Source organism: Streptomyces sp. RLA012 (assembly GCF_056270325.1).
This window is the reverse complement of the sequence record NZ_JBWDPA010000002.1, coordinates 1,526,797-1,552,643: the sequence shown is the minus strand read 5'-3', so window position 1 is coordinate 1,552,643 and position 25,847 is coordinate 1,526,797. Positions and strand designations below refer to the sequence as shown.

Annotated in this window: 19 protein-coding genes and 1 pseudogene; 16 read left to right on the top strand and 4 right to left on the bottom strand. The window is 68.2% G+C overall.

Translation table 11 applies throughout. The annotated features are described in order from the left end of the window. The first annotated feature begins 92 nt into the window (after positions 1-92). The 4 genes from RV986_RS07390 (at position 93) to RV986_RS07375 (ending at position 2,751) form a co-directional block, all read left to right on the top strand. Positions 93-875, top strand: a complete 783-nt coding sequence (locus RV986_RS07390) for an alpha/beta fold hydrolase (protein ID WP_475924206.1) — start codon at positions 93-95, stop codon at positions 873-875. Between the two features lie 147 nt (positions 876-1,022). Beyond that, entirely contained in the window at positions 1,023-1,403 is a 381-nt protein-coding gene (locus RV986_RS07385) for a YybH family protein (RefSeq protein WP_475916617.1), read from the top strand. Between the two features lie 164 nt (positions 1,404-1,567). Further along, positions 1,568-1,858: a transposase gene (locus RV986_RS07380; RefSeq protein WP_475916616.1), complete on the top strand. Its 291-nt coding sequence runs from the start codon at positions 1,568-1,570 to the stop codon at positions 1,856-1,858. Further along, on the top strand, positions 1,855-2,751 hold the full coding sequence (locus tag RV986_RS07375) for an IS3 family transposase (RefSeq protein ID WP_475924205.1): 897 nt from the start codon (positions 1,855-1,857) through the stop codon (positions 2,749-2,751). Before RV986_RS07380 ends, RV986_RS07375 begins: the two co-directional genes overlap by 4 nt. Before the next feature lie 205 nt (positions 2,752-2,956). Here RV986_RS07375 and RV986_RS07370 read toward each other — a convergent pair whose 3' ends face one another. After that, positions 2,957-3,910: a helix-turn-helix transcriptional regulator gene (locus tag RV986_RS07370; RefSeq protein ID WP_475916615.1), complete on the bottom strand. Its 954-nt coding sequence runs from the start codon at positions 3,908-3,910 to the stop codon at positions 2,957-2,959. Positions 3,911-4,081: 171 nt separating this feature from the next. On the opposite strand from RV986_RS07370, the gene RV986_RS07365 reads away from it, so the two are divergent. The 4 genes and pseudogenes from RV986_RS07365 to RV986_RS07350 all read left to right on the top strand — a co-directional run. After that, the gene (locus tag RV986_RS07365; RefSeq protein ID WP_089107565.1) at positions 4,082-4,672 is read left to right on the top strand and encodes a flavodoxin family protein; all 591 of its coding nucleotides are present in this window, start codon (positions 4,082-4,084) and stop codon (positions 4,670-4,672) included. Positions 4,673-4,771: 99 nt separating this feature from the next. Beyond that, the gene (locus tag RV986_RS07360) at positions 4,772-5,155 is read left to right on the top strand and encodes a transposase (RefSeq protein ID WP_475916209.1); all 384 of its coding nucleotides are present in this window, start codon (positions 4,772-4,774) and stop codon (positions 5,153-5,155) included. A gap of 20 nt (positions 5,156-5,175) precedes the next feature. Further along, positions 5,176-6,180, top strand: coding sequence for an IS3 family transposase (locus RV986_RS07355; RefSeq protein ID WP_475916208.1), 1,005 nt, complete (start codon positions 5,176-5,178; stop codon positions 6,178-6,180). A gap of 574 nt (positions 6,181-6,754) precedes the next feature. Then, positions 6,755-6,868: pseudogene (locus tag RV986_RS07350) on the top strand (IS5/IS1182 family transposase); the annotation flags it as partial. 895 nt (positions 6,869-7,763) lie between these two features. On the opposite strand, the gene RV986_RS07345 reads toward RV986_RS07350, so the two are convergent. Further along, positions 7,764-9,221 (bottom strand): MFS transporter, encoded by a 1,458-nt coding sequence (locus RV986_RS07345; protein WP_475916614.1) that lies wholly within the window; start codon positions 9,219-9,221, stop codon positions 7,764-7,766. 1,158 nt (positions 9,222-10,379) lie between these two features. Here RV986_RS07345 and RV986_RS07340 point away from each other — a divergent pair. The 7 genes from RV986_RS07340 to RV986_RS07310 all read left to right on the top strand — a co-directional run bounded on the left by RV986_RS07340 (position 10,380) and on the right by RV986_RS07310 (position 19,630). Beyond that, positions 10,380-12,194 (top strand): ABC transporter ATP-binding protein, encoded by a 1,815-nt coding sequence (locus RV986_RS07340; protein WP_475916613.1) that lies wholly within the window; start codon positions 10,380-10,382, stop codon positions 12,192-12,194. Between the two features lie 599 nt (positions 12,195-12,793). Continuing rightward, entirely contained in the window at positions 12,794-13,981 is a 1,188-nt protein-coding gene (locus RV986_RS07335) for an ATP-binding protein (RefSeq protein WP_475916612.1), read from the top strand. Then, positions 13,978-14,379 (top strand): roadblock/LC7 domain-containing protein, encoded by a 402-nt coding sequence (locus RV986_RS07330; RefSeq protein WP_475916611.1) that lies wholly within the window; start codon positions 13,978-13,980, stop codon positions 14,377-14,379. Before RV986_RS07335 ends, RV986_RS07330 begins: the two co-directional genes overlap by 4 nt. Further along, complete coding sequence (locus tag RV986_RS07325; protein WP_475916610.1) at positions 14,376-14,753, top strand: DUF742 domain-containing protein; 378 nt, start codon at positions 14,376-14,378, stop codon at positions 14,751-14,753. The genes RV986_RS07330 and RV986_RS07325 overlap by 4 nt, the downstream gene beginning before the upstream one ends. Continuing rightward, on the top strand, positions 14,728-15,321 hold the full coding sequence (locus RV986_RS07320) for a GTP-binding protein (protein WP_095851307.1): 594 nt from the start codon (positions 14,728-14,730) through the stop codon (positions 15,319-15,321). Before RV986_RS07325 ends, RV986_RS07320 begins: the two co-directional genes overlap by 26 nt. An 8-nt stretch (positions 15,322-15,329) precedes the next feature. Further along, complete coding sequence (locus tag RV986_RS07315; RefSeq protein WP_475916609.1) at positions 15,330-16,676, top strand: cytochrome P450; 1,347 nt, start codon at positions 15,330-15,332, stop codon at positions 16,674-16,676. 338 nt (positions 16,677-17,014) lie between these two features. Beyond that, the gene (locus RV986_RS07310) at positions 17,015-19,630 is read left to right on the top strand and encodes a tryptophanase (RefSeq protein WP_475924204.1); all 2,616 of its coding nucleotides are present in this window, start codon (positions 17,015-17,017) and stop codon (positions 19,628-19,630) included. Between the two features lie 70 nt (positions 19,631-19,700). Here the strand turns inward: RV986_RS07310 and RV986_RS07305 are convergent, their stop codons facing one another. Continuing rightward, on the bottom strand, positions 19,701-21,353 hold the full coding sequence (locus RV986_RS07305; RefSeq protein ID WP_475916608.1) for a serine/threonine-protein kinase: 1,653 nt from the start codon (positions 21,351-21,353) through the stop codon (positions 19,701-19,703). Positions 21,354-21,455: 102 nt separating this feature from the next. Then, positions 21,456-21,983, bottom strand: coding sequence for an NUDIX hydrolase family protein (locus RV986_RS07300; protein ID WP_475924203.1), 528 nt, complete (start codon positions 21,981-21,983; stop codon positions 21,456-21,458). A 1,190-nt stretch (positions 21,984-23,173) separates the two neighbouring features. On the opposite strand from RV986_RS07300, the gene RV986_RS07295 reads away from it, so the two are divergent. Then, positions 23,174-25,570: a M4 family metallopeptidase gene (locus RV986_RS07295; RefSeq protein ID WP_475916607.1), complete on the top strand. Its 2,397-nt coding sequence runs from the start codon at positions 23,174-23,176 to the stop codon at positions 25,568-25,570. Positions 25,571-25,847: the final 277 nt, after the last annotated feature.

Below are 25,847 nucleotides of genomic sequence, written 5' to 3'. Positions count from 1 at the left end.
GCGCATTGTTTAAGCAAGCAGCCAGCGCGTTATCCGCTTCCGGTCAAGCCTCTGATTGCCTGGTGAGGCCGGGAAGAAGGGAGAAAACAACCATGCCGTACGCAGACGTCAATGGTGCCCGCCTCTACTACGAGGACAGTGGTGGCGAGGGCCCGGTCGTGGTCCTCAGCCACGGCAACCTCATGGACCGTGACATGTGGGTGCATCAGATCCAGGTCCTGGCCGGGGACTTTCGGGTCGTCGTGTGGGACGAGCGGCTGCACGGCCGGACCGAGGACGACGGTAAGACCTACACCTACTGGGATTCGGCCGCCGACTTGATCGGGCTGCTGGATCACCTCGGCGTGCGGCAGGCGGCGCTGGTGGGGCATTCGCAGGGCGGCTTTCTGTCGATGCGGGCCGCTTTGCTGGCGCCTGAGCGGGTCAAGGCCCTGGTGCTGATCGACACGACGTCGGTCTCCTGGCCGCTCGAGGCGCTGGCGCAGATGCGTGGTGTGTCGGAGGGATTCCGCGCCGCGGGGCCGGAGGCAGTGGCCCCGGTATTGCTGGGGATGCTGCTGGGACAGCCCGCGATCCACGATCAGTGGCTGGCGAAGTGGAGGGCACAGCCGCGTGAACGGCTCGCCGACGCGGTGCAGGTACTGATGGGGGTTGACGACATCACCGGCCGGCTCGGTGAGATCACGGTGCCGGCCTTGGTCGTCCATGGCGACGCGGACCAGCCGATCCCGTACCCGTTGGGCCAGGCACTGGCCGGGAAGATCCACGGTGCCCAGGAGCTGGTCACCGTGACCGGGGCCGGACACACGCCGAACCTCACTCATCCCGACCCCGTCAACCCGGTGTTGGCCGGCTTCCTTCGCCGGTATGCCTGACGGTCCCACACCCCCATGCGGGGAACCTGCGGCGGCGGTCAGCACGGCGCTGCTGCCCGCGGAGCATCCTGGCGGACCTTCACACGCGGGTCTCAGCACCCGCCATTTCAACGATCTGCACACCATCCAATTCTGAGAGGAACGACCATGCCGACTCCCATTACCGACCCGGCGCAGCTCCCCCCGGCCTTCGAGAAGGCCATGAACTCCGGGAATCTTGACGAGGTCCTGAGCCTGCTCGCGCCCGGTGCGGTCATGCGTACCGTCACCGGTGAGACCGTCACAGGTCAGACGCTGCGCGACTACACGGCTGGGTCGATCGCCGGTAACGCCCAGCTGTCCAACGGCCCGTCGCGCGTGGTGGCCGGCGACGACATCGCGTTGATCAGCGAGGAGTGGACCCTCGAGACCACCGGTCCTGACGGCAACCGGAAGAAGGCCACCGGCACCACTGCCAATGTCGCCCGTCGTGGTCAGGACGGCACCTGGCGCATGGCCATTCTCAACCCCCTCGGTACCGCCGCCTGAGCGTCCGTGGGTGGCCGGGCTCCCCGGTGCCCGGCCACCCCCTCGGCAACCGGCGCCCGTCCCTGGTCTTCGTCCACCACGGGGGTGGCTCGCACCACTGAGGTGCCCCGAGGTTTCCGGACAGAGACCCAATAGGATCTCTGTTCAAAGGAAACGAGGTAACTGTGGCACCACCCAGCAAGTACTCACCGGAGTTCCGCGAGGAAGCCGTCCAGGTCGCGCTGAGGTCGAGTAAGACCGTCACCGAGGTTGCTCGGGAGCTCGGCCTCAATTCGGAAACCCTTCGCGGCTGGGTGAAGAAGCATCAGATGCAGCAGGAGCCTTCGGCTGATGCGGAACTGACCGTAAATGAGCGCGCACGCCTGAAGGAACTTGAACGGCGGAACCGCGAGCTGGAGATGGAAAACAGTTTCCTGAAAAAAGCCGCAGCGTACTTCGCGAAGGATCACCGATAAGTGACAAGTTCGAGTTCATCGATCAGACGAGACTCGACACAGCGGAGTACGCATTCCCTGTAGATTTCATGTGCACCAAGCTCGACGTCTCCCGCTCCGGCTACTACGAATGGCGCAACAGGCCGGAATCCGCCACGGCTGTCCGTCGGGAAGAACTCAAGGTCATTATCGAGAAGATATTCGAGGACTCCGACAGCACCTACGGCTACCGGCGCGTGCACGCGCAGCTGCGCCGCTGGGACGTGCAGGCCGGGCTGGAGCTCGTCCGCCAGGTCATGCGGGAGCTGGGCCTGGTGCCCTGCCAGCCCAAGCCCAAGCGTTTCAGCCTGACCAAGGCCGACATGCCGTTCCCCGTGCCCGACTTGGTCGGCCGCAACTTCACCGCAGAACGGCCAGGAGAAAAGATGGTCGGGGATATCACCTATATCCCTACCGGCGAAGGCTGGCTCTATCTGGCGACCGTCATCGACTGCTGCACAAAAGAAGTCATCGGGTACGCCATGGACGACCACTACCAAACGCCACTCATATCCCGAGCCATCAAGAACGCTGCGCGCAACCGAAAGCTCGCCAAGAAGGCCATATTCCACTCCGATCGAGGCAGCAACTACATGTCCGCCGAGTATGGCAAGACTCTCGACCAGCTCAACCTCCGGCGCTCCGCCCGCCGGACCGGAATCTGCTACGACAACGCCATGGCTGAGTCTTTTTTCTGGGCCCTGAAGAACGAGCGGGTGAGTCGAATCACGTATAGCACGCGGGAGGAAGCCCGACAGGACATCACGAGGTACATTGAATTTTGGTACAATCGCATGCGACTTCACTCGGCAATCGGATACTTGACGCCACGTGAGGCATATCTCGAGCATCGCAACATGCGGCTCGCAGCGTAGATTTCAGGCGCACGGCAGCTGTCCGGAAAACGCGCGGCCCCTCAGTTGAGTCCACCCCCGCCTGGCCGGACGCTGCGTTGTTCATCGCCGAAGCCGTGTCCTGCGCGGCGATCCTCGGCGTCACCCTGCTGCTGATGCGAACCGGCCCGCCGGTAGGCGGCCTCTCTGGGCCTCTGTCTCTTGGCGCCGCTCGCGGGAGCGGCCCTCACCGCCCAGGTCGCCTGGCGTCGGGCGCTTCGCTCCCGCCATTCTCCGAGGAGCGTCCGCGGACGGTCACGCGGAAGGAGATCGGAGACTGGCCGGTGCGCTGGTGGAAGAACTTGCTGAAGTTGGTGGCGCTGGTGAAGCCCAGTTGCGCCGCGACACGGGCGGCTGATTGATCGCCGTGCGCCAGGAGGCGCTTGGCTTCCAGGACGACCCGCCGATCGATGAACTCCTTCGCCCCCACCCCGGCTTCGGTCAGCGCGGCCCTGGAGAGGGTGCGCGGTGAGTAGCCCAGGGCCCGGGCGTAGTCCTCCAGGCGGCGGGTGCGGGTGAAGTTGCGTTCGACCGCGTCACGGAAGTGGAGGAATGTCTCCCCTGGGTCCGGTGCCGGGCTGCCGACGGGCGCGGTGCGCTGCGAAAGGCGCAGCACGAGGACTGCCAGCAGGTGGCGCAACACCGCCACGTGCGCTTCCAGGGAGATGCCACGCAACGCCTGGAACTCCAGCGCCAGATGGTCCACGGCCATCTCCAGCGCGTGACGGTCCTCGGGACCGGGAACCTGGAGCGCGGGGGCGTACGGATCGTCCATCCGTGCTGCGGCCACGGTGGCCGGATCCAGGAAGTCGCCCTCGAAGAGAACCAGGGTGCCCTCCGCGTCGTCCAGAACACTCCACTGCTGCACCTGACCAGGTCGGGTCCAGAGCCAGGAGCCCTGCTCGAGGGCGTAGCCGGTGAAGTCCACCGTGTGCCACAACGAGCCGCTGGAGAGGGTGATCAAGTGGTGGAACGTGGGTCGTTGCGGTGCCTGCAGCCGTCCTTCGCCCATGTGGACGGCGGCCCGCTCCCGCAGGTCGGCCAGAGAGATGATTTCGATGCCGGCAGGTGTGCCGACGGCGGGAGCGAAGCCGATGTCCGCGATCTCGCGCGATGTGCCCTGTCGTTTTCTCACCGTCACCAGTAGCCACCATCACGCAGGGAACCTGGCCGATGCCAGCGTAACCGGAGTAGCCGGCACACCCAAGTGTCGGATTTTGACCATGATCTGTCAGCCTCCTACCTGGTTCACCTGCGAGGGCGCCAATAAGTTGAATTTCGAAGCTTTCATTTTCAAGCGTAGGAGGTACTTGTGACTTCGCCCATCGTGTCCATCGCCTATCACTCCGGCTACGGCCACACCGCCGTCATTGCCGAGGCTGTCCAGCGTGGCGCCAAGGAGGCCGGCGCCGTCGTGAACCTGATCGCCGTCGGTGAGATCACCGACGCCCAGTGGAGGCAGCTGGACGCCTCGGATGCGATCATCTTTGGTTCCCCCACCTACATGGGAACCGCTGCCACCGCTTTCCACGGCTTCGCGGAGGCCAGCTCCGAGCGTTGGTTCGGGCAGGCTTGGAAGGACAAGCTGGCGGCCGGATTCACCAACTCGGCTTCCAAGGCGGGCGACAAGCAGTCGACTCTCCAGTACTTCGCGACGCTGGCGTCGCAGCACGGTATGCACTGGATCGCGCTCGGCCTGCCGGGTGGCTGGAACTCGTCCAAGGGGAGCGAGAACGATCTCAACAGGCTGGGCTTCTTCCTGGGTGCCGCCGCTCAGTCCAACGCGGATCAAGGGACCGAAGGGGTGACGGCCAGCGACATTGCCACCGCCGAGGCGCTGGGGCGTCGCGTCGCGGATGCCGCCGCCACGTGGGTGGCCGGCCGCGCCGCACGCGCCGCCTGATCGCGGGCCCTTCGCCCCGGCCCCTCTCTGTCAGCCTTGGGTGAGACATCCCGTTCTGCGGGGTTAGCCTGAGAGGGCACGACAGGAGAACCGTCCCTTATGCCCAGCACAGAGCCCGTCGGGTCCGACCCGGCGCCGAGGCCGAAGCGCCGCACTTTCACCTCGGAGTACAAACTGCGGATCGTCGCCGAGTACGACGCCGCGCCCAGGAACGAGAAGGGTGCGGTCCTGCGCCGGGAACGGCTCTACCACTCGCATGTCAAGGAGTGGCGGACCGCCCGGGATGCCGGGGCCATGGAAAACCTGGTCGACCGCCGGACCAGCCCGGCCCGCGCGAAGAAGTCTGCCGCGGAGGTGGAGAACGAGAAGCTGCGGCAGCAGGTGGAGCGGTTGCAGAAGGACCTGGCCCGGAACAAGGCCGCGCTCGAGGTGATGGGAAAAGCTTCCGCGCTCTTGGACATGATCTCCGAGAGCGCGGACTGAAGCCTGCCGCCGCCCCTGTCGTGGACGAAGCGTTCACCAGCGTCGAGGCTCAGCTGGGCGTCACAGCCGCCTGCCGGCTGACCGGCCGCTCCCGCGCCACGCACTACCGCCGGCTCCGGCCCCCGCCGCCACGCAGAGCACGTGCCCCGCAGGTGCAGCCGTCGGCCCTGACGGCCGAAGAGCGGGCTGCGGTCCTGGAGTTGATGAACGGCGACGAGTACGCCGAGCTGGCGCCCGCACAGATCTGGGCCCGCGAGCTGGATGCCGGGCGCTATCACTGCTCCGTCTCGACGATGTACCGGATCCTGCGCGAGCAGGATCAGTCCGGGGAGCGCCGACGGCAGGCCACCCATCCCGCCAAGGCGGTGCCCGAGCTGGTCGCCACAGGGCCCTCGCAGGTGTTCACCTGGGACATCACCAAGGCAGCCGGACCGGTCAAGGGCGTCTGGTATCACGCCTACGTGATCATCGACATCTTCAGTCGATACATCGTCGGGCACACCGTCGAGCGGGCCGAATCGGCGGTGCGGGCCGAGGAGTTGATCCGCGAGACCATCGCCCGCAACGGCATCGTGCCTCAGACCGTGCACGCCGACCGCGGCACCTCGATGACGTCGAAGAAGGTCTCCCAGCTGCTGATCGATCTGGGCGTGACGCGGTCGCACTCGCGGCCGAAGGTCTCCAACGACAACCCCTACAGCGAGGCCCAGTTCAAGACCACGAAGTACATGTCGGACTACCCCGAACGGTTCGATTCGCTGGCCCACGCCCGCGAGTGGTTCGACGCGTTCATCGCGTATTACAACCACGAGCACCGGCACTCGGGCATCGGCTGGCACACCCCCGCCTCCGTCCACTTCGGAACCGCCGAGGAGGTCCGCGACCAGCGCGCGGTCACCCTCGCCGAGGCATACACCCACCACCCCGAACGCTTCGGCCGCCGCCCCCGACCACCCGAGATACCCCAGACGGCCTGGATCAACGACCCGGCCAAGCGCAGGAAACCCGCACCACAAACCTCATAGCGTCACGACCGTCTCACTGGACTTGAAATCTTCCGGGCTGCCGGGTTTCCGTACGGCGCCGGGGCGGGCGGCAGATCCTTGGCTGGGCTGTCGATAATGCGAGTCGACGGGGTCTCCAGTACAGCGGGGCCGACGGCTGGTCCACGCTCACCGGCAGCCCCGCCCCCCTGCCAGGCGACGGCCTGGCTGCCCACCACGAGGACCTCCTCCACCGCATCGGACACGGCGAGGGCATCACGCCTACCCCTCCGTACACGGGATCACTGCCAGGATTGTTCGGCTGTCGAAGCCTCGTGCGCGGCCCGCCGCAGGAGGACGATGAGCTGTGGATGCCTGGCGCGCAAGTCGTCCGGCAGCCGTCGATGCGGAGAGGGTTGTGATCACGGTGCCGTCCGTTGTGCAGACGGGTGCCACCAGGCAGGCCAGTTCTTCCTGCGCCTGTCGGCGGTCACGTATTTCGGCTCTGGCGGGGATCTTGTGATGTCACCTGCCTGACCTGGGTATCTACCGGGTGTGCGGTTCGGGGGTTTGGAGCGGTTGCTGCCGCATTCAGTGCGGGGCTGTGGATCTTGTCGCGCTGCCGGGCTGCACCCATGACCTGACCGCGGCCCGCGCCCACCGCATCATCCAGATCTGCGAGCGGCAGGACGTACTCGTCCTGGCCGGCGGCGCCTACCAGGGCGTCGGCCCGGGGCATCACCGGCCTCGAATGACCACCCGACCGGTGGACTCACTCCGCCCCAGCGCATCGTTAACCGGGCGCTGGGGGCCTTCGTCAAAGGCGTGCGCAGCTTTTCGGGGGAGAGAGGGATCGTTTGGCATGACGCGGTAGGCGACCATGTGGGGCGTTCCTGTCCTGAAGGGCAGGCGGCCTGCGGCGTCGTAGCCGACGAGTGCGCCCCAGGCGAAGATGTCGCCCTCGGGTCAGCGGTACCTCTGCGGCAGAGCTATGGCCGCGGGTGGGGACCAGTTGGGGACCACACGGTGTGCGCGACCGTGCACGAAGGAGCCCGCTGCACATATCGTGCGTCCTCATTAAGCCTGCTATATCCAGAAAATGCCCTTGGCTCCCACTCCTGGGGGTCAAGGGGTCGCAGGTTCAAATCCTGTCGTCCCGACAGTTTTCACCAGCGGGTTTGCCGACATCGGCAGGCCCGCTGGTTTGGTTTGTACGACAGGTGACGGCGGCGAGTCCGCCACCGGACTGCTGGGCCGGCGGGCTCATGGGCTACACGCCCGGGACCACGGGGCAACCGAAAGGTGTGGGGTCGGCACTGTCGGATCTCGCCCCCCCGAGGCCATCGTCGATGGCTGCTTCGCCCTCGTCGGAGGTTGTGGGATCACCTCGCGGGACGGCACGCACCTCGTCTGCTTGCCCTGGAACCCGCCTGCACGGGCTGCGCGCTTACGGTTTCACCGGACGCGCCCTGCGGTACGCGGTCTGCGACTCGGACCCGAGCGTCGTGCGGTGAGCCCCCGCGGCACACGGGACCGGCCCGCCGCTTCGTGCCCGTGGCCGACGGAGCGGGCGACGGGGAGCGGTCGGAACCGGTGCCGTGTGGTGAACGCCGGGGGGCGCGGGGTCAGGCCGCCTGACCGACCTCGGCCTCGTCGAGGCGCTTGCTCCTGGGGATCAGGAGAACGAGCATCGCGCCCAGGGCACAGCATCCGACGACCAGCCAGAGCCCGTTGGTGAAGCCGGTGTCGAGGTAGAACTGGGTGCCCTTGAGGATCTTGCCGTGCTGCGCCATCACGACGAAGGCCAGCTGGGAAACGACTATTTGTGCGACGCCCTGACCGAGGGTCTGGACACCGTTGGCCAGCGCCTGTTGCTCGGGTGTGACGACTTCGATGATCATGATGGGTACGACGGCGACGACCATGCCCGTGCCCAGCCCCGCGATCAGACCCATCTCCACGATCTGTGCGGCGCTGTGGTGCAGATGGGTCCCGATGCCGTAGCCGAGGACCGTGAGCGCCGAGCCGGTGCCCAGGAGGATCCGCGCGTCCACCCGGCGGACGAGCAGACCGGTGCCGACGGCCGCAACGATGATCATGACGCTGATCGGGCTGGTGACCACGGCGTTCCGGGTCCCGGACCAGCCCAGGCCCTCGGAGATGGTGGGGATCCTGGGCATCAGCACCAGCATCTGCATCACCACGCCCACGGCGCTCAGTGAGCCGGCCGCCACGGACGTGGCCAGCAGGACGGTCCACACCGGACGACGCCGTGTCATGGCCGACGGGAACAGTGGTTCGGCGACCCGGCGCTCGACGACTACGAAGGCGACCAGCGTGATCAGCGCCCCGGCGACGTAGGCGGCGAACTTGCCGCTGCCCCAGCCCCAGTGCGATCCCTCGCCGACGGCGTAGACGATCGCCGTGATCCCACCGCCGAGAAGGAGTCCGCCGATCCAGTCCATCCGACCGCCCGCCTCGCGGACCGGGCTCTCGGGCACGAAGGCGGCCACCAGCACGAAGCTCACGGCGGTGCTGATGGCCATGAACCACAGCACGCCGCGGAATCCGTAGCTGTCCAGCAGCCAGCCGGACAGGAACGGCCCGCCGAAGGCGACGAGGCCGACTCCGCCGGCGAGGACCCCGCTGGCGAGTCCTACCCAGCGGCGGGGGAACACGTCGCGGGTGATCGCGTAGGCGATCGGGGCGGTGGCCGCGTAGACGCCCGCGATGCCGCGCCCGATCAGCAGGGTGCGGTAGTCGGTGGCGAAGGCGGCGACCAGGTCGCCGACGAAGCCGAGACCGGTGGCGACGAGCAGGACGCGCTTCTTGCCGAAGAGAGCCGCGGCCTTGACCGCGAAAGGCAGAAAGAAGGTCCCGGTCAGCAGGGTCATCAGGGTGAACCAGGCGATATCGGTGGTCCGGAAGTGAATCGCGACATCGGCCTGCGCGATGCCGGACAACGCGGCGACGAGCGCGACCAGTTGGACGGTCCACACGAGCGCGACGACGACGAGCACGTTGCCTGTGGTGGAGCGGGAGCTCTCGCGGGTCGGCGGGGGAGGGGTGTCTGTCTGGGACATGGGCGGCCTTCCATGGGTGAGCGGTGGTCCGGGGGTGGCTCTGGTTCATGCGGCGTGGGGGGACGTCCGGCGCGGGACCGGCTGCTGCTGGTCATCACGTCGGCTTGAGCGCCCGTCGGTCCGGGAAGAGCGGGGCCTGGAGGCAGTGCGTGGCGATCACAGACGTCGGCATACGTGCCTCCCGTTTGCGGCGCCGGTGCGGCTGACCGGTAAAATAGACCTAACGGTCGGTACAAACAATGGGGTGCGCAGAAAAAGGGGTTCGGGCGCTGAGAAGTGCCGGGCTGCGGCTCCCGCCGACGCTACGACCAGCGCATTCGTCCCAGCGCTGATGTGCGACACCCGCGTCGAGGAATTCGGACCGGAGCCGGACGGTCGTACGCACCGATGCTCAGACGGAGGTGGGCGGGCCGAGCGACAGGTCCGTCGCATCGCTCCGGCCATGACGCCCACCCCGGCGGCTTTGCGAGAGCAACGAGGGCGGGCCCGGGAGCGGGCTCGGGCCCGACAGTTCTTCCGTCGGCTCAAGAGTGAGGGCGAAGACGCGGACGCATGGGGCGCGGCGCCGTACCTGCCGCACGGGCGCGCCGATCCTGGGAAGTGAGGAAGTGAGGAAGTGAGGAAGTGAGGAAGTGAGGAAGTGAGGAAGTGAGGAAGTGAGGAAGTGAGGAAGGCGGACGAGTTCGGAAGCTGCCCGCCGTCCGGCCCACGCCGTACCCGACGAGGCCGACGACGAGGCCACCCTCGGAGCCCTCGCCGCACACCCGCCGGGCGCCGGGCCGCCGGGAGCGGCAGCGGCGTCATCGTCCGCCTGCGCGGGGCGGACATATCGGCGGTGGCACTTCGGCGACGGCCGAAACGCCGAGGCCCGGAAGGCCGGACGCCCGGTCGAAGCGCACACCTGTACGGCAGGCCGCCGGCCCAGGAAAACGCTTGGACTCCGCGGGCGCCGTCGCGGGACACTGCGATTCCTGGCCTGCCCGTACTCGCACGTTGGTGTCGCCGTGAGCTGCGCGGGGCCCCGTCGTCATGCCAGGGCTGTCGGAGAACGACCCGAGGGGGCACTCACTCGAACCGAAGCTCCGCACGGTCAATGAGGCAACGGTAGCTCCCCGGAGCAGGACATGGCGAACTGCCGTACGACACAACAGGGTTGGAATGGGATCGCCTGAATCGCGCGAGGTCTCGCCGGGCAGGGGCTCGGTGCTCCTCGCACTTCGTTATTACGGACGGGAGTTGGCCCGGCTCCGGCGGCTGGCGGCGCCCGCGATGCTGTTGCCGGCGCTGGGCAACATCGGCATCAACTACATCGCGCCGCTCATCGTCGCGAAGCTCGTCGGCCGCATCGCCGAGGACGACGGCATCACCGTCGGCTCGACGATGCCGTACGTCCTGGGCTTCGCCGGCGTGCTGCTGCTCGCGGAGGTGTTGTGGCGCTTCGGCCTGCACTGCCTGAACCGCCTTGACGCGCACGGCATCGAGGACCTGTACGTGATCGGTATGGACGAGCTGTTCGCCAAGGACGCCGCGTTCTTCCACGACAACTTCGCCGGTTCGCTGACCAAACGGGTCCTGAGCTTCGCCTCCCGCTTCGAGGAGTTCGTCGACACGCTGACGTTCCAGGTCGTGGGCAGCTTCGTACCCTTGGTGTTCGGGTCGGTGGTGCTGTGGCGCTACGAACCGCTGCTCGTCGTCGGGCTCTTGGCGATGATCGCGCTGACGGCGCTGTGCGTGATGCCCCTCATCCGTCGCCGCCAGGCGCTCGTCGATCAGCGCGAGGAGGCGATCGCCCGGGTGTCGGGCCATGTCGCCGACAGCCTGATGAACATGGACACGGTGCGGGCATTCGCCGCCGAGGAACGCGAGGCCGCCGAGCACCGGTCCCGCGTCGCGGTGTCGCGACGGCTCATGCTGCGGTCGTGGGACTACGGCAACCTGCGCATCGACACCCTCGTCGCGCCGATGTCCGTGCTGACCAACGGGCTGGGCCTGCTGCTCGCGGTCGCGCTCGGCGGGGGCAGCCATGGCGTCGAGGCGGTCGTGGTGGCCTTCACGTACTACAGCAACGCGACGCGGATCATGTTCGAGTTCAACCAGATCTACCGCCGCATGGAGAGCTCGATGACGGAGGCCGCACAGTTCACCGAACTGCTGCTGGCGCCGCCGACCGTGCTCGACCCGGTGTCGCCGGAACCGCTCTTGCCCGGGGCCGCCGACGTCCGCTTCGACCAGGTGACCTTCGCCCACGCGGGCGCGGAGCCGCTCTTCGAGGGCCTCGACCTGGCTGTGCCCAGCGGGGCGAAGATCGGGCTCGTCGGCCGGTCCGGCGGGGGCAAGACCACACTCAGTCGGCTGCTGCTGCGGATGACGGACATCGACGCCGGCCGGATCCTGATCGGGGGTCAGGACATCAGCATGCTGCGCCAGGCCGATCTGCGCAGCCTGATCGCCTATGTGCCGCAGGACCCGGCGATGTTCCACCGCACGCTGCGGGACAACATCGCGTTCGCCCGGCCCGACGCCACCGACGCCGAGATCCGCCGCGCGGCGGAGGCGGCGCACGTCACGGAGTTCGCCGACGCCCTGCCGGACGGCTTCGACACCATGGTGGGCGAGCGCGGAGTCAAGCTGTCCGGCGGACAGCGCCAGCGGGTCGCCCTCGCCAGGGCGATCCTGCGCGACGCGCCGATCCTGCTGCTCGACGAGGCGACCAGCGCGCTGGACTCCGAGAGCGAGATCCTCGTCCAGGAGGCGCTGTGGCGCCTGATGGAGGGGCGGACGGCGCTCGTCGTGGCGCACCGGCTGAGCACGGTCGCGACCATGGACCGGCTCGTCGTCCTCGACCGCGGACGGATCATCGAGCAGGGCACGCATCAGGAACTGCTCGCGTCGGAGGGCGCCTACGCGAAGCTGTGGCAGCACCAGTCGGGCGGCTTCCTCGACGACAACCCCGCGCGGGCCCACCTGCACTGAACGCGAGGCCCGCGCACGCCGGCGCCCCACGCTGCCTACGACATCGGCGGCGCCGGCGTACACAGGGCAGGGCAGGCAAGGCAGACAGGGCAGGGCGGCCAGGGCGGGCAACGCCGGCAGGGCGGGACGGGCAAGGCGGCCCGGGTCGCACGGGCAAGGCGGGACGGGTGAGGCGGGCAAGGCCGACTGGGCAGGCGCCGCCGGGTGGTTGGGCGTACGGCGCCCGTTCGCCCGTGACCGTTCGCCCGTGACCGTTCGCCCGTGACCGTTCGGCGGGAGCTCTCTCCCCGATGTGTATTCCGGGCCCGCTCCGGGTCCACTCCGGGCACCGCTTGACGAAAGCCGCAGAGCCGCCTTTTCGGATACCCCTCACAGGAGCTGACTGACCGTCAATGTCCGCAACTGCTCCCCATATTGACGGTCCGTCATGAGTTGGCGCGATGATACGATCGCCGCACTTGCCGAGCGGGCTATGGGCACAAAACGACTTTTCTGGCCAACGGTACGGCCCGGACGGTAAACCCTGCGCAGTGGGCTGTCAGCCCGCCGCACTGATGGGAATTTTAGTAGCTGGCTGTCAGTCGCTTGAAGAGAGTCTTATGACGCAATACATGCAGGACCCGGCTCTCTGGGCTCTTATCGCTGGAACTCCGCTTGCAGCTACCGCCATTATTCGTGGACAGCGGGCGGTGCGGAGTTTAAAGCGGGAGAATCAAGGGCTCAGAGATCACTACGCCGAGCTTGAGAATCAATACTCGGCCTCAGTGAAGAAGGCTCAGGAGCAAGCAGAAGAAGCAACGAGAACCGCGCTCAAATCGGCGATGCGAACCCTTCAGGGTCTCGCCGGCGAGCAGCAGCTGGCCATTTCGAAACTGCAGAGCAAGTACGGTGAGTCGGTGATTCTCCAGGATCTCCTGGAAATCGACCACATGAACTCGCAGTTCGGACGGCGCGCCCAGTCCATCGCGGTGCTCTGCGAAGGCTGGCTCGGGCGGCAGCGTGACATCGCGTCGGTCTACGACGTGGTCCGCAGCGCGCAGGGCAGGATCCGGCACTTCCAGCGGGTGGACATTCTTTCGCAGGTCGATTTCGCGGTCACCAGCCGGGTGGTCGAGCCGGTGGCACTGGCTCTTGCCGAGCTGCTCGACAACGCCACCAGCTATTCGGCGCCGGAAACCAGTGTCGAGATCAATGTCCGTGCCGTGCCCAAGGGCATCTGCATCGTCGTCGACGATGCCGGTGTCGGCATGAACGAGGAGGAGAAAGCCCGAGCGGCGAAACTTCTTTCGAGTGAGCGGGCCTCGGGCGTCTCCGGGCTCGGCAATCCTCCGCAGTTCGGCTTCGCGGTGATCGGTGTGCTCTGCGAGCGTTACGGCTTCACGGTGTCCGTCGACTCGACCTCCCCCTACGGGGGTGTGCGAGCGGTGGTCCTGCTGCCGGACGAGCTGCTCACGAGCATGCCCGAACCAAAGGAGCGAGCACAGACCGTGAGCACTGTTCCCTCGCTGAACCCGAGTGGTCCCGAACCCGCCGTGGCCGCGTCCACGACCGCCGACGGTCTTCCGAAGCGTCGCCGCAGGCGGGCCATGGCCATCGTGCCCCAGAGTTCCGACACCGCGGGCAGTCCGATGACCGCGGGCACCCCGATCCGCTCCGAAGAGGAGACCGCCTCGATCATGGGTGCCTTCCAGCGTGGCACGCAGTCCGGTCGAGCCGTGCACTCGGAGCCCGCGGGCCGGACGAGCAACGCACATGATGCAAGCAGCGAAGGGCATGAGGTTTCGTGAACAACGATCTGTCATGGATGCTTGACGGCGTCCTGGAGATTCCCGGGGCTCTGCACGCGGTCCTGGTCTCCGCCGACGGGCTCTTGATGGCCTCCTCGAAGGGGGTCGGCAGGGACCATGCGGACACCGTCGCCGCCGCGATGAGCGGTGTGCAGTCATTGAGCCGCTCGATCGGGTTCTTCTGCGACGGGTCCGATCTGAAGTGGCGGCAGACGCTCGTTGAGTTCGACGGCGGCTGGGTCTTCCTGATCTCGGCCGGTGACGGTGCCTACCTCGCGGTCTCGGCCTCCACCGACATCGACATGGCGGACATCACCTTCCGGATGCAGCAGCTCGTCGGCCAGCTGGGCAAGGCGCTGACGACTCCGCCGCGCGAGAACATCGGCGCACGCCAGTGACCGATTCCGACAGCCAGGAGCCCGAGGCCGCGGAGTTAGTGCGGCCGTACGTCATCACCAACGGCAGGGATCTCCCCGACGGGGACCAGTTCTCCCTGATCACGCTGGTCACGGCGGCCGCCGACCACCCTCAGCGGCGGACCCGGCTCTCGCCCGAGGAGCAGAGCCTGCTGGAGATGTGCTCCGGCGGTTACCTCTCGGTTGCCGAGATCGCGGGGCACATGCGCCTGCCCATGGGCGTGGTGAAGATCCTTCTCAACGCCCTCGCCGAAGGCGGTTACCTCATCACGCGTGCGCCGGTGGCGCGCGCCCGCCTGGTCGACGAGCAGATTCTTCAGGAGGTGCTGGATGGTCTCCGGGCCCGTTTTGGATGAGAAGGCCTACGTACGCGGTGGAGCGGCACAGACCGCCGTGAAGATCCTGATCGTCGGGCACTTCGCGGTGGGCAAGACCACCTTCGTCGGGACGATGTCCGAGATTCCTCCGCTGTCCACGGAGGAGACGATGACGCAGGCCGGCGAGGAGATCGACGACCTCAAGGGCGTCCGCGGCAAGACCACCACCACGGTCGCCATGGACTTCGGGCGCCTGACGATCAGTGATCACGTCGTGCTGTATCTGTTCGGCACGCCGGGCCAGCAGCGGTTCGTACAGATGTGGGAGGACATGGCACGCGGCGCTCTCGGGGCGCTGGTGCTGGTCGATCCAGAGCGGCTGGCGGATTCCTTCGCCGTCATCGACCTGATCGAGCAGTACGGACTCGCGTACGCCATTGCCGTCAACCACTTCGACGGAACGCCGCTTCGTGGTGAAGAAGCACTGCGTGAGGCGCTGGATCTGCTCCCCGACACTCCTGTCGTCACCTGCGACGCCCGTGACGAGAATTCATCAGCCAGTGCCCTGATCACCCTCGTTCACTATTTGCAGGACCGTGCCCGCTAGGAGCAAGCATGAACACTGATTCCACCGTCCCCGTGCCGCCACCCGGCTGCCCGGCCCATGCCACGGGTGAGCCGGTGCCGCTGCACGGGCCGGAATTCGCGGCCGATCCGCAGGCCTTTTACGAGTACATGCGTCACTACGGGCCGACCGCGCCGGTCGAACTCGCCCCCGGTGTCGAGGCGACTCTGGTCACGGATTACTCCGCGGCGCTCCAGATGCTGCAGAACGCCGGTGCCTTCCGGAAGGACTCGCGGCGCTGGCGGGATTTCAACGAAGGCGCGATCAGCCCGGACAGTCCGGTGCTTCCGCTTCTGGCATACCGGCCCAATGCCATGTTCAGTGACGGGGCCGAGCACATGCGGCTTCGGCAGGCGATCACGGACAGTTTCGCACGGGTCGACTCGCACTGGCTGAGCCAGAGCGCCGAGCGGGTCTCCAATTACCTCATCGCACAGTTCAGTGCGCGCGGCTCGGCCGATCTGCTCAACGACTACGCGAAGCTGCTGCCGCTCTTCGTGTTCAATGAACTCTTCGGCTGCCCCGCGGAGATCGGCGACCGGGTCCTTTTCGGTATATCCGGCATCTTCGACGGCGTGAACGCCGAAAAGGCGAATGAGGTGCTGGGCCAGGCGGTGGGCGAGCTGGTGGCCCTCAAGCGGTCCCGGCCCGGCGACGACGTCACCTCCTGGCTGATGCAGCATGAGGCGCGCCTGACCAATGAGGAGATGGTCCATCAGCTGGTGCTGCTGCTGGGTGCGGGCGCGGAGCCGTTGCGCAACCTCATCTCCAACACCCTGCACCTGCTGCTGACCAACGACCGTTACGCGGCGGGCGGGTTGATCGAAGAGGCCATCGACACCACGCTGTGGAAGAACCCGCCCATGGCGAACTACGCGCCGCACTACCCGACGGCCGACATGGAGTTCGGTGGGCAGAAGCTGGCGGCGGGTGACCTCGTGCTGGTCAGCTTCGCGGCCGCGAACACCGACCCGGCGCTGGCGGCCTCCCGCCATGCCTCCAGCAACCGTTCCCACCTGGCGTGGAGCGCGGGACCGCATGCCTGCCCGGCAAAGGATCCCGCCCGGCTCATCACCGTGGCAGCCATCGAGAACCTCTTCAACCAGCTGCCCGATGTCGAACTGGCCGTGCCCGAGGACAGTCTGACCTGGCGTCCCGGCCCCTTCAACCGGGCGCTGGCCGTGCTTCCCGCCCGCTTCACCCCGGCTCGGGCCGCACGTCAGCCGGAACAGCAGCACCGGACGGAGACCTCCGTGCGCAGCGATCAAGGGGGTGCGCAGGGCAGGCAGGAGCGGGGCGGGCTGTGGAGTTCGTTCCTGACTTGGTGGAAGGCGTGAGCTACGCAACATCGACCAACATTCTTGCACTGCATCAAACTTCAACCGAAGGGGTAGTGAAGAGCGCGGCAACCGTGTTGTTCACAAGTTAAAGGAGGTGTCGTGGAGCCCTCGGCCATCGACGCCACTTCAGCACAGCACTCCGCAGCTACCCCCCACCCCCGACGACGAACCTCCCCGGAGGCCTCCGACCTCCGCGCCATACCCATCGACCCGCATCGGCCGGATGGTGAGATACCCGCCCGCACAGGCGGGTATCTTTTTGCCCTCCCGCCGCTCCCATCCTCCTCACCCATCCCACCCGCCCCATCCGTGCCCACCCGTCGGGAGGGCCCGTGATCACCTCCCGTGTCAGCGGTGGAAAGATCTCGGGAACTCAACCACTCGGCGGGTACGTGGCCGACCAGTTACTTCGACTGTGCGAAGTCGTGGGGCTGGAACGGTCCGACGCCGAGATCTACGCGCGTGTCCTGACGGACAGTCTGGGACCGGTCGCGGAGCGTCCGCTGGACCAACCGCCGCTGTACCCGAGCTTCCTGTCCGACGACCACACGCCGGTGGAGTACTCCCTCGCCTTCCTGCCGGACGCGCCCCCGACCCTGCGCGTGCTGTTGGAACCGGGCTACGGGGCCCAAGGGTTCGCCGAGAACGGACGCACCGGACTGCGCACGGTCCGCGCCATGGCCGAGCGCTGGGGCTTCGCCACCGGCCAACTCGACCGGCTGGAAGACCTGTTCTTCCCGTCCGCCCCCGAGGGCCCGCTGGCACTGTGGCTGGCCCTGGAGCTGCGTCCCGGCGGAGTCCCCAAGGTCAAGATCTACCTGAACCCCGCGGCGTCCGGGGCGGACCGGGCCGCCGAGACGGTGCGCGAGGCACTGGACAGGCTCGGCCACCGGCAGGCGTTCGACGCCCTGCCCCGGGCCGACGGCTATCCGTTCCTGGCCCTCGATCTCGGTGACTGGGACACACCTCGGGTCAAGGTCTACGTCACCCATCGGAACCTGTTGGCAGCCGACGCCGGCAACCTGTCCCGCACGGCCCCCGGCCCGCGGCCCGAGACCGTACGAGAGTTCCTGCGCGTCGCGGCCGGTCTCGGGGGTGCGGCGCAACACCCCGAGGCGGCGGAAGGCGTACGGCCGGAGGCAGGGGAAGGCATACGGCTCGAAGGGCGCCCCGTGCTCTCGTGCCACTCCTTCACCGAGTCTGTGACCGGTCTTCCGAGCGGCTTCACCCTCCACGTACCGGTCAGGGACTACGTCCGGCACGACGGGGAGGCCTATGCGCGCGCGGTGGCCGTGCTTCGCCGACATGGCATGGACACCGCCGCGCTCGACCGGTCGCTGGCCACCGTCACCTCGCGACTGCTGCACGACGGCGTGGGGCTCATCGCCTACCTGGCGCTGGTCCACGAGGAGGGCCGGCCGCCCCGGGTGACCGCGTACATCTCCTCGGAGGCGTACGAGGTACGGCCGCCGTTGGCCGCCCAGCCGCATCGTCAGACTTTCTTCCCCCACCGCTCGGTGCGTACCGAGCCCCGCGAATCCCTTCACTCGGTAGGAAACGGAAAGGCAGGCGCAGAAACCAGGATGGAGCCGTACCGGATCAAGGTCGTGGAACCTATCCCGCTGACGACGCCCCAGCAGCGCAAAGCGGCACTCGAACGAGTGCACTACAACCTGTTCGATCTGCGTGCCGAAGAAGTGACCATCGATCTGCTGAGCGACTCCGGCACCGGCGCGCTGTCCTCCGCGCAGCTCGCCGTGGGCATGGCCGGTGACGAGTCCTACGCGGGCTCGCGCTCCTTCTACCGTTTCCGGGACACGGTGACGGAACTGACCGGCTACGCACACATATTGCCGGCCCATCAGGGGCGCGCGGCGGAACGACTGCTGTTCTCCAACCTCCTCGAACCCGGCGACACCGTGCTGTCGAACACGCACTTCGACACCACCCGGGCCAATGTGGAGCTGGTGGGCTGCGTGGCCCGTGACCTGCCCTGCCCCGAGGCACGGAACCTGGACAGCCGGGCGCCCTTCAAGGGGAACATCGACCTGGAGGCCCTGGAACGGGGGCTCAGCGAGACGACCGGCTCGCGCGTCGCCGCGGTGGTCATGACCATCACCAACAACGGTGGCGGCGGCCAGCCCGTCTCCATGGAGAACCTGCGGCGGACGTCCGAACTCTGCCGTCAGCACGGTGTCCCGCTGATCCTGGACGCCGCCCGGTTCGCCGAGAACGCCTGGCTGGTCACCCGTCACGAGGCGGCCTACCGGAACCACACCCCGCGTCAGGTCGCGGAAGAAGCGTTCCGTCTGTCCGACGGCTGTGTGATGAGCGCCAAGAAGGACGGCATCGTCCACATCGGCGGCTTCATCGGACTGAACGATCCGGAACTCGCCCAGAAGTGCGAACTCCTCCTCATCGCCACCGAGGGGTTCCCGACTTACGGAGGCCTGGCCGGCCGCGACCTCGACATGATCGCCCAGGGTCTGCAGGAGGTGACCGAACCGTCCTACCTCGCGGAGCGTGCGGAGAGCGCCGACCATCTCGCCCAACGGGTCCGCGCCGCCGGCGTGGACATCCTCGAACCGCCCGGTCTGCACGCCATCTACCTCAACGCCGGCCGGCTGCTGCCCCACATACCGCCCCACCAGTACCCCGGCCACGCCCTCGCCTGCCGGCTCTATCTGGAGGGCGGAATCCGGTCGGCCGAGCTCGGTTCGCTCTACCTCGGTGAGGAGGACGAGGACGGCAATCCGGTGAAGAGCCCGCCGTACGAGCTGGTCAGACTGGCGCTGCCGCGCCGCGTCTACACCCGCAGCCACTACGACCACGTCGGCAGGACCCTGGAAAGCATCGCCAAGAACGCCGACTCCGTGCACGGCTACCGGATCGTGGAACAGTCCCCGATCCTGCGGCACTTCCGCGCCAAGCTCCAGCCGGTGACCGTCTAGCACGCCGACGGTTCTTCGGGGCCGCCGCCCGGGTCGCGTCCGCGCCCGTGCGACCCGGGCGGCGGCCCGCCTAACCGAAGTGGCTGTCGGTGATCTGACCGTCCTCGGTGACCGCCGCGGCGACACAGCGGAAGATCCGTAGCCCGTCGGCCCATTCCTGGGCGGTCGGCGGAATGATGTCGGCCTTCCACTGGTCGGTGACGGCCCGGCCGGTGGCCGACCGGGACTTCAGCATCACCTGCTGCGCACACAGCGCCCGCACGGTGGGATGTCTGATCAGGTCACGGGCGTTGTTCGTCATCCCGTCCTTGGGCAGCGGGGCGATGGCGAAGGTCTCCCACACATGCTCGATGTGGCAGTCCGCGCGGCTGACGGTGATGGTTCCCGAGATGTCGGTGATGCCGCTCCAGCACTCGGGTGGCGTGACGCACCGGCCGCCCGCTCCTTCGACGGCCGCCGCGGGGCAGTCCCGGGTGCTGGTCGGCACGCCGCCGAAAGCGTCGCTCCGGCCGGACGGGACGGCCGCGGACCGGGACGCGGTCGAGGGGGACTCGGAGGTGTCCGACGTCCGGTTCTGGTAGGTGATCACGGTGACCGACACGCTCACCGAGACCGCCACCGCCGCGAGTACGGCGATCAGCCGGGGGCGTCGGCTCCGCTTCTCCCGGTCCTGCGGCCCGGCGACGGTGGTCGCGCCCGGCGGACCGGGTTCGGGCGGCGGCGGGGCGTCCCGGTGCGCGGGAACGGTGGTGGTCGTGCCGGGCGCCGGGGCGGTGGTGGCCATGCGGGGTGCGGGGCCGAAGGCTCCCCGGCCGACGGCGCCCGTGTTCGCGGGAGCCGCGTTCACGGCGCTCGGGTCCACGGCGTCCAGGTCCACGGCGGCAAGCGCGTCGCGCAGCATCCCGGCGTCGGACATCCGGTGCGCGGGGTCCGTGGCCAGGGCCTGTCCGAGCACCTCGTTGAGTGCCCTCGGTACGCCGGGCAGGTCGGGGTAGGGCCAGGTGTGCCGCACGATGAGTTCGGCGAGACTGAGCTGGGTGCCGTCCTCCGGGAAGTGCGGCGGGCGGCCCAGGAGCAGGGCGTAGACCGTGGCGGCGAGTGAGTACACGTCGCCGGTCGGGGCCGGTTCGGCCATGTGGAAGGCCTCGGGCGGTGCGTACGCCGGGGTCAACGCCTCCCGTGTGACCGACAGTTCCCGGCCCGGCCGGGGCATGGCCGCGAGCCCGAAGTCGGCGAGGCCGACGCCGCCGTACCGGTTGATCATGATGTTGCCGGGTTTGATGTCCCGGTGCAGTACCCCGGCGGCGTGCGCCGCGGCCACCGCGTCGGCTATACCCACGCCGATGTCGCGCGCCTCCTTCACGGGCAGCGGTCCGTGGCGGTGCAGACGATCGCCCAGCGAACCCCCGGGGCACAGTTCCAGCACCATGTACGGGCGGTCGTCGCCGAGCACCCCGGCGTCGTACACGGACACCACGTGCGGGTGCCCGGACAACTGCCCGGCCGCGGTGACCTCCCGCATGAACCGCTGCCGGTCACGGGGCGAGACCAGCACCCTGCTGTCCACCTTGAGCGCCACCTCGCGGCCCACGGCCCGCTGGTAGGCGCGATACACCGTGGCGAACCCGCCCTGGCCGAGGACCTCCTGGATCTCGTACCCGGCCAGTTCCACCTGTTCGAACCGCATCGTGCCCGTCATCCCCCAGCGCAGAACCACCCCCACGGCAGCGGGTCTGCCCGGGGACGGCGCAGACTCTAGCCGAGGCCTCCGACAGCGGTGCGGCCCGTGCTGCGGAAGGGTTCGGCGCCGGGCTGGGCCATCCCGTCAGGACAGGCGGCCCACATGTGCCAGGGCCTGCTTGAGGAGGGCTCCGTGGCCGCCCGGCATCTCGCCCAGGACCGCGGGCGAGGAGGCCTCCTCGGGGCTGAACCAGACCAGGTCGAGGGCGTCCTGCCGGGGGCGGCAGTCGCCGGTCACCGGGACGATGTAGCAGAGGGACACCGCGTGCTGGCGAGGGTCGTGGAACGGGGTGACCCCGTGGGTCGGGAAGTACTCGGCGACGGTGAAGGGCTGCAGGGAGGTCGGGATGCGGGGGAGTGCGACCGGGCCGAGGTCCTTCTCCAGGTTCCGCAGAAGGGCGTCGCGGACCCGCTCGTGGTGCAGCACCCGGCCGGAGACGAGGGTACGGCTGACCGTTCCGTCCGGCCCTATGCGCAGCAGCAGTCCGATGCTGGTGACTTCGCCGTTGTCGTCGACGCGTACCGGCACGGCCTCGACGTACAGGATCGGCATGCGTGCGCGCGCGAGTTCGAGTTCGTCGGGACTCAGCCAGCCCGGCGTGGTCTCGGTCATGTCAGACATTGGGTGATCATACTTTCAACCCCTCCGGATCCGCGCGCGCCGCTCGCCATGACATCTGACGGTCATCCTCTTCTCCCCACCGCGCGTGTTCGTCCACCGCGTGTTCATCTACAACGTGCGTGACGCCCAACGGGTACGCCCGGCGGTTCCAGGAACGGCGGCTCGTCACCCGGAACGGGCGAGCCGACGCGTTCCTCGGAACCGCCGGTCCCGCTGCGTCCTCTCCGGGCGGCCCGTGAGGTCGCCGAACGGCGGGCGGGCCGGCCCGATCAGTAGGGGAGGAGGCGGCCCGACGGGGTCCTCCGGTCGATCTCGGCCTCGCGTGCGGTGCTGGGCCGGCGGCTGGGGCGGATACGGATCTGGCGGTTCATGGCGCCCTCCTCGGAGTCGTACGACCAGCTTCCACGCCCCCCGTCGCGGGCGCGTCGTGCTCACGGAGGCATCCGCTCCTCCCCCTGGGGGCAGGTGCGTGGTCCGGTCGTACTCCCAGGGAAGGATGTCGCCCCTGGGGGTACGGCCCGGTGCTCGCCGTGTACTACGGGCTTATCCCCACTGAGCCCTCGCGTACTCCGTCGCCGGGCCTCCGACGAAGTCGTGGACCACGCACTGTTCGTCACCGACGACTCGGCCGTCGGGTCCGGGCGGGTCCGGGCGGGTCCGGGCGGGCGCGGGCAAGGGTCGGTGCCCGTCGGCGGTTTCACGGACTCGGACCGGCGTCACCTCGGTTCGAAGGTTCCCGCGGCGAGGCCGAGGCCGGTGAAGTGGACGGCTTCGAGGCGGTCGCGAGGGAAGGCGCGGCGCTCGTCCGGGTTGCCGACCGTCTTGGCCCCCGTCATGACGCATCCTCCGATGCGGCCGTGTGCATCCTTCCCTCCCCTCTCCTCCCGTCGTCAGCCCGCCCGCTCGGTACCGCCGTTCGAGTGAAGGCTGTTTCTCTGGCGTCCCCTGTGAACCCCGCTCGCCCGTGGGACGTGAACGTCGTAGAGGGATAACCCTCGATTGCCCTCCAGGCCCATGACATGTCTCAGTCAAGCTGTCATTCTTCCTCCACCTGCCGTACAGGCCCCCACGGCCTGACCAGGGGCCCCGCACCGCACTGCTCAGCTCGTCCCGGGCAGCACATCCCGTCTGCCCGGGCTGTCACCGGCCGTCGACGCGCGGCCGCAGCAGTAGGAGTACGAGTGAGACGAATCCCCCGTCAGGCGGCCGCAGCCGGAGCACTGGCGGCCACCGCCGCGCTCCTGGCCGTCGGCATACAGACGGTTCCGGCGGTCGCCAAACCCGCCGCCCCCCACCCCAGTCCGCTGCGCACGGGAGGCCTGGAGGCCAAGCTCACCCCGGCCCAGCACACCGCGTTGCTGAAGAGCGCGGCGCAGCAGACCACGGCGACCGCCGACACCCTGGGCCTCGGGGCCCAGGAGAAGCTGGTCGTCAAGGACGTCGTCAAGGACCAGGACGGCACGCTCCACACCCGCTACGAGCGCACCTACGCCGGCCTTCCGGTGCTGGGCGGCGACGTGGTCGTGCACACCCCGCCGGCCTCGCTGGCCGCGGGTACGGTGAGCAGCACCTTCAACAACAAGCGCACCATCAAGGTCGCCTCCACCGCCGCGACCTTCACCAAGTCGGCCGCCGCGAACAAAGCGTTGAAGGCCGCCAAGTCACTCGCCGCCGAGAAGCCCACCACCGACAGCGCCCGCAAGGTGATCTGGGCCGGCAACGGCACCCCGAAGCTCGCCTGGGAGACCGTGATCGGCGGCTTCCAGGACGACGGCACCCCGAGCCAGCTGCACGTCATCACCGACGCAACCAGCGGCGCGGAGCTCTACCGCTACCAGGGCATCAAGACCGGTACCGGCAACACCCAGTACAGCGGCACGGTCACGCTGAACACCACGCTGTCCGGTTCGACGTACCAGCTGTACGACACCACGCGCGGCGGCCACAAGACGTACAGCCTCAACAACGGCACGTCGGGCACGGGCACGCTGATGACCGACGCCGACGACACGTGGGGCACCGGAGCCGGTTCCAACACCCAGACCGCCGGCGCGGATGCCGCCTACGGCGCCCAGACGACCTGGGACTTCTACAAGAACACGTTCGGCCGCAGCGGTATCAAGAACGACGGCGTCGCCGCCTACTCGCGCGTCCACTACAGCACGGCGTACGTCAACGCCTTCTGGGACGACAGCTGCTTCTGCATGACCTACGGCGACGGCACCAGCAGCACCCACGCCCTCACCTCGCTCGATGTCGCAGGGCACGAAATGAGCCACGGTGTCACCTCCAACACCGCGGGCCTGAACTACACCGGTGAGTCCGGTGGCCTGAACGAGGCGACCTCCGACATCTTCGGCACGGGTGTCGAGTTCTACGCCAACAACAGCAACGACGTCGGTGACTACCTCATCGGCGAGGAGATCGACATCAACGGCGACGGCTCGCCGCTGCGGTACATGGACAAGCCGAGCAAGGACGGCGGCTCCGCGGACAGTTGGTACTCCGGTGTCGGCAACCTGGACGTCCACTACTCCTCGGGTCCGGCGAACCACATGTTCTACCTGCTCTCCGAGGGCAGCGGAACCAAGGTCATCAACGGCACCACCTACACCAGTACCACCTCCGACGGCGTCGCCGTCGCGGGCATCGGACGGGCCGCCGCCCTGCAGATCTGGTACAAGGCGCTGACGACGTACATGACGTCCAGCACCAACTACGCGGCCGCCCGCACCGCCGCCCTGAACGCGGCCACCGCGCTGTACGGCGCGAGCTCCACCCAGTACGCGGGAGTGGCGAACGCCTTCGCGGGCATCGCCGTCGGCGCCCACGTCACGCCGCCGTCGAGCGGGGTGACCGTCACCAACCCGGGCAGCCAGTCCTCCACCGTCGGCACCGCGGTGAGTCTGCAGATCTCGGCCAGCAGCACCAACACCGGCTCGCTGACCTACGCCGCGACCGGGCTGCCCACCGGCCTGTCGATCAGCAGCTCCACCGGCGCGATCACCGGGACGCCCACCACCGCCGGGACCTACAGCAGCACGGTCACCGTCACGGACAGCACCGGAGCCACCGGAACGGCGTCCTTCACCTGGACCGTCAGCTCCTCCGGCGGCGGCGGCACCTGCACCTCGACGCAGCTGCTCGGCAACCCGGGCTTCGAGTCGGGCAACACCACCTGGACCGCGACCACTGGCGTGATCACCAACTCCAGCAGCCAGGCCGCGCACGCCGGTTCGTACAAGGCGTGGCTGGACGGCTACGGCTCGACGCACACCGACACGCTCTCCCAGTCGGTGACGATCCCGTCCGGCTGCAAGGCCAGCCTCACCTTCTACCTGCACATCGACACGGCGGAGACGACCACCAGCACCGCGTACGACAAGCTGACGGTCACCGCGGGCACGACCACGCTGGCGACGTACTCCAACCTCAACAGCGCCACGGGGTACGTACAGAAGACCTTCGACCTGTCCTCGCTCGCCGGTACCACCGTCGCCCTGAAGTTCAGCGGTGTCGAGGACTCCTCGCTCCAGACCAGCTTCGTCGTCGACGACACCGCCGTCACGACCAGCTGATCGACAGCATCTGACGCCTCCCCGGCATCAGCAGCGGCGTGGGCCACCCGCACGGGTGACCCACGCCGCTCTGCTGTGTCCTGGTGCCGGCTCGGGCTCCGGACCGGGCTCCCGTCCGCGGTCCAGGATTGGCGCGATCGGGACGTGCGGCGCTGATGCGGGTGTGATGGCGGCGTCCTCATGGGGTGGCCCCGCTCGTGGCGAGACGTTTCCGCAGACGTGAGGCGCCGCACGGGCCCGCAGGGAATGTGTAGCACGACGGACAGAGCGCCGGAAC

Bases quoted from the DNA above. Each gene is read 5' to 3' on its own strand.
- RV986_RS07390 (WP_475924206.1), top strand. From the start codon at position 93: ATGCCGTACGCAGACGTCAATGGTGCCCGCCTCTACTACGAGGACAGT.
- RV986_RS07385 (WP_475916617.1), top strand. From the start codon at position 1,023: ATGCCGACTCCCATTACCGACCCGGCGCAGCTCCCCCCGGCCTTCGAG.
- RV986_RS07360 (WP_475916209.1), top strand. From the start codon at position 4,772: ATGCCCAGCACAGAGCCCGTCGGGTCCGACCCGGCGCCGAGGCCGAAG.
- RV986_RS07345 (WP_475916614.1), bottom strand. From the start codon at position 9,221: ATGTCCCAGACAGACACCCCTCCCCCGCCGACCCGCGAGAGCTCCCGC.
- RV986_RS07340 (WP_475916613.1), top strand. From the start codon at position 10,380: ATGGGATCGCCTGAATCGCGCGAGGTCTCGCCGGGCAGGGGCTCGGTG.
- RV986_RS07335 (WP_475916612.1), top strand. From the start codon at position 12,794: ATGACGCAATACATGCAGGACCCGGCTCTCTGGGCTCTTATCGCTGGA.
- RV986_RS07320 (WP_095851307.1), top strand. From the start codon at position 14,728: ATGGTCTCCGGGCCCGTTTTGGATGAGAAGGCCTACGTACGCGGTGGA.
- RV986_RS07315 (WP_475916609.1), top strand. From the start codon at position 15,330: ATGAACACTGATTCCACCGTCCCCGTGCCGCCACCCGGCTGCCCGGCC.
- RV986_RS07300 (WP_475924203.1), bottom strand. From the start codon at position 21,983: ATGACCGAGACCACGCCGGGCTGGCTGAGTCCCGACGAACTCGAACTC.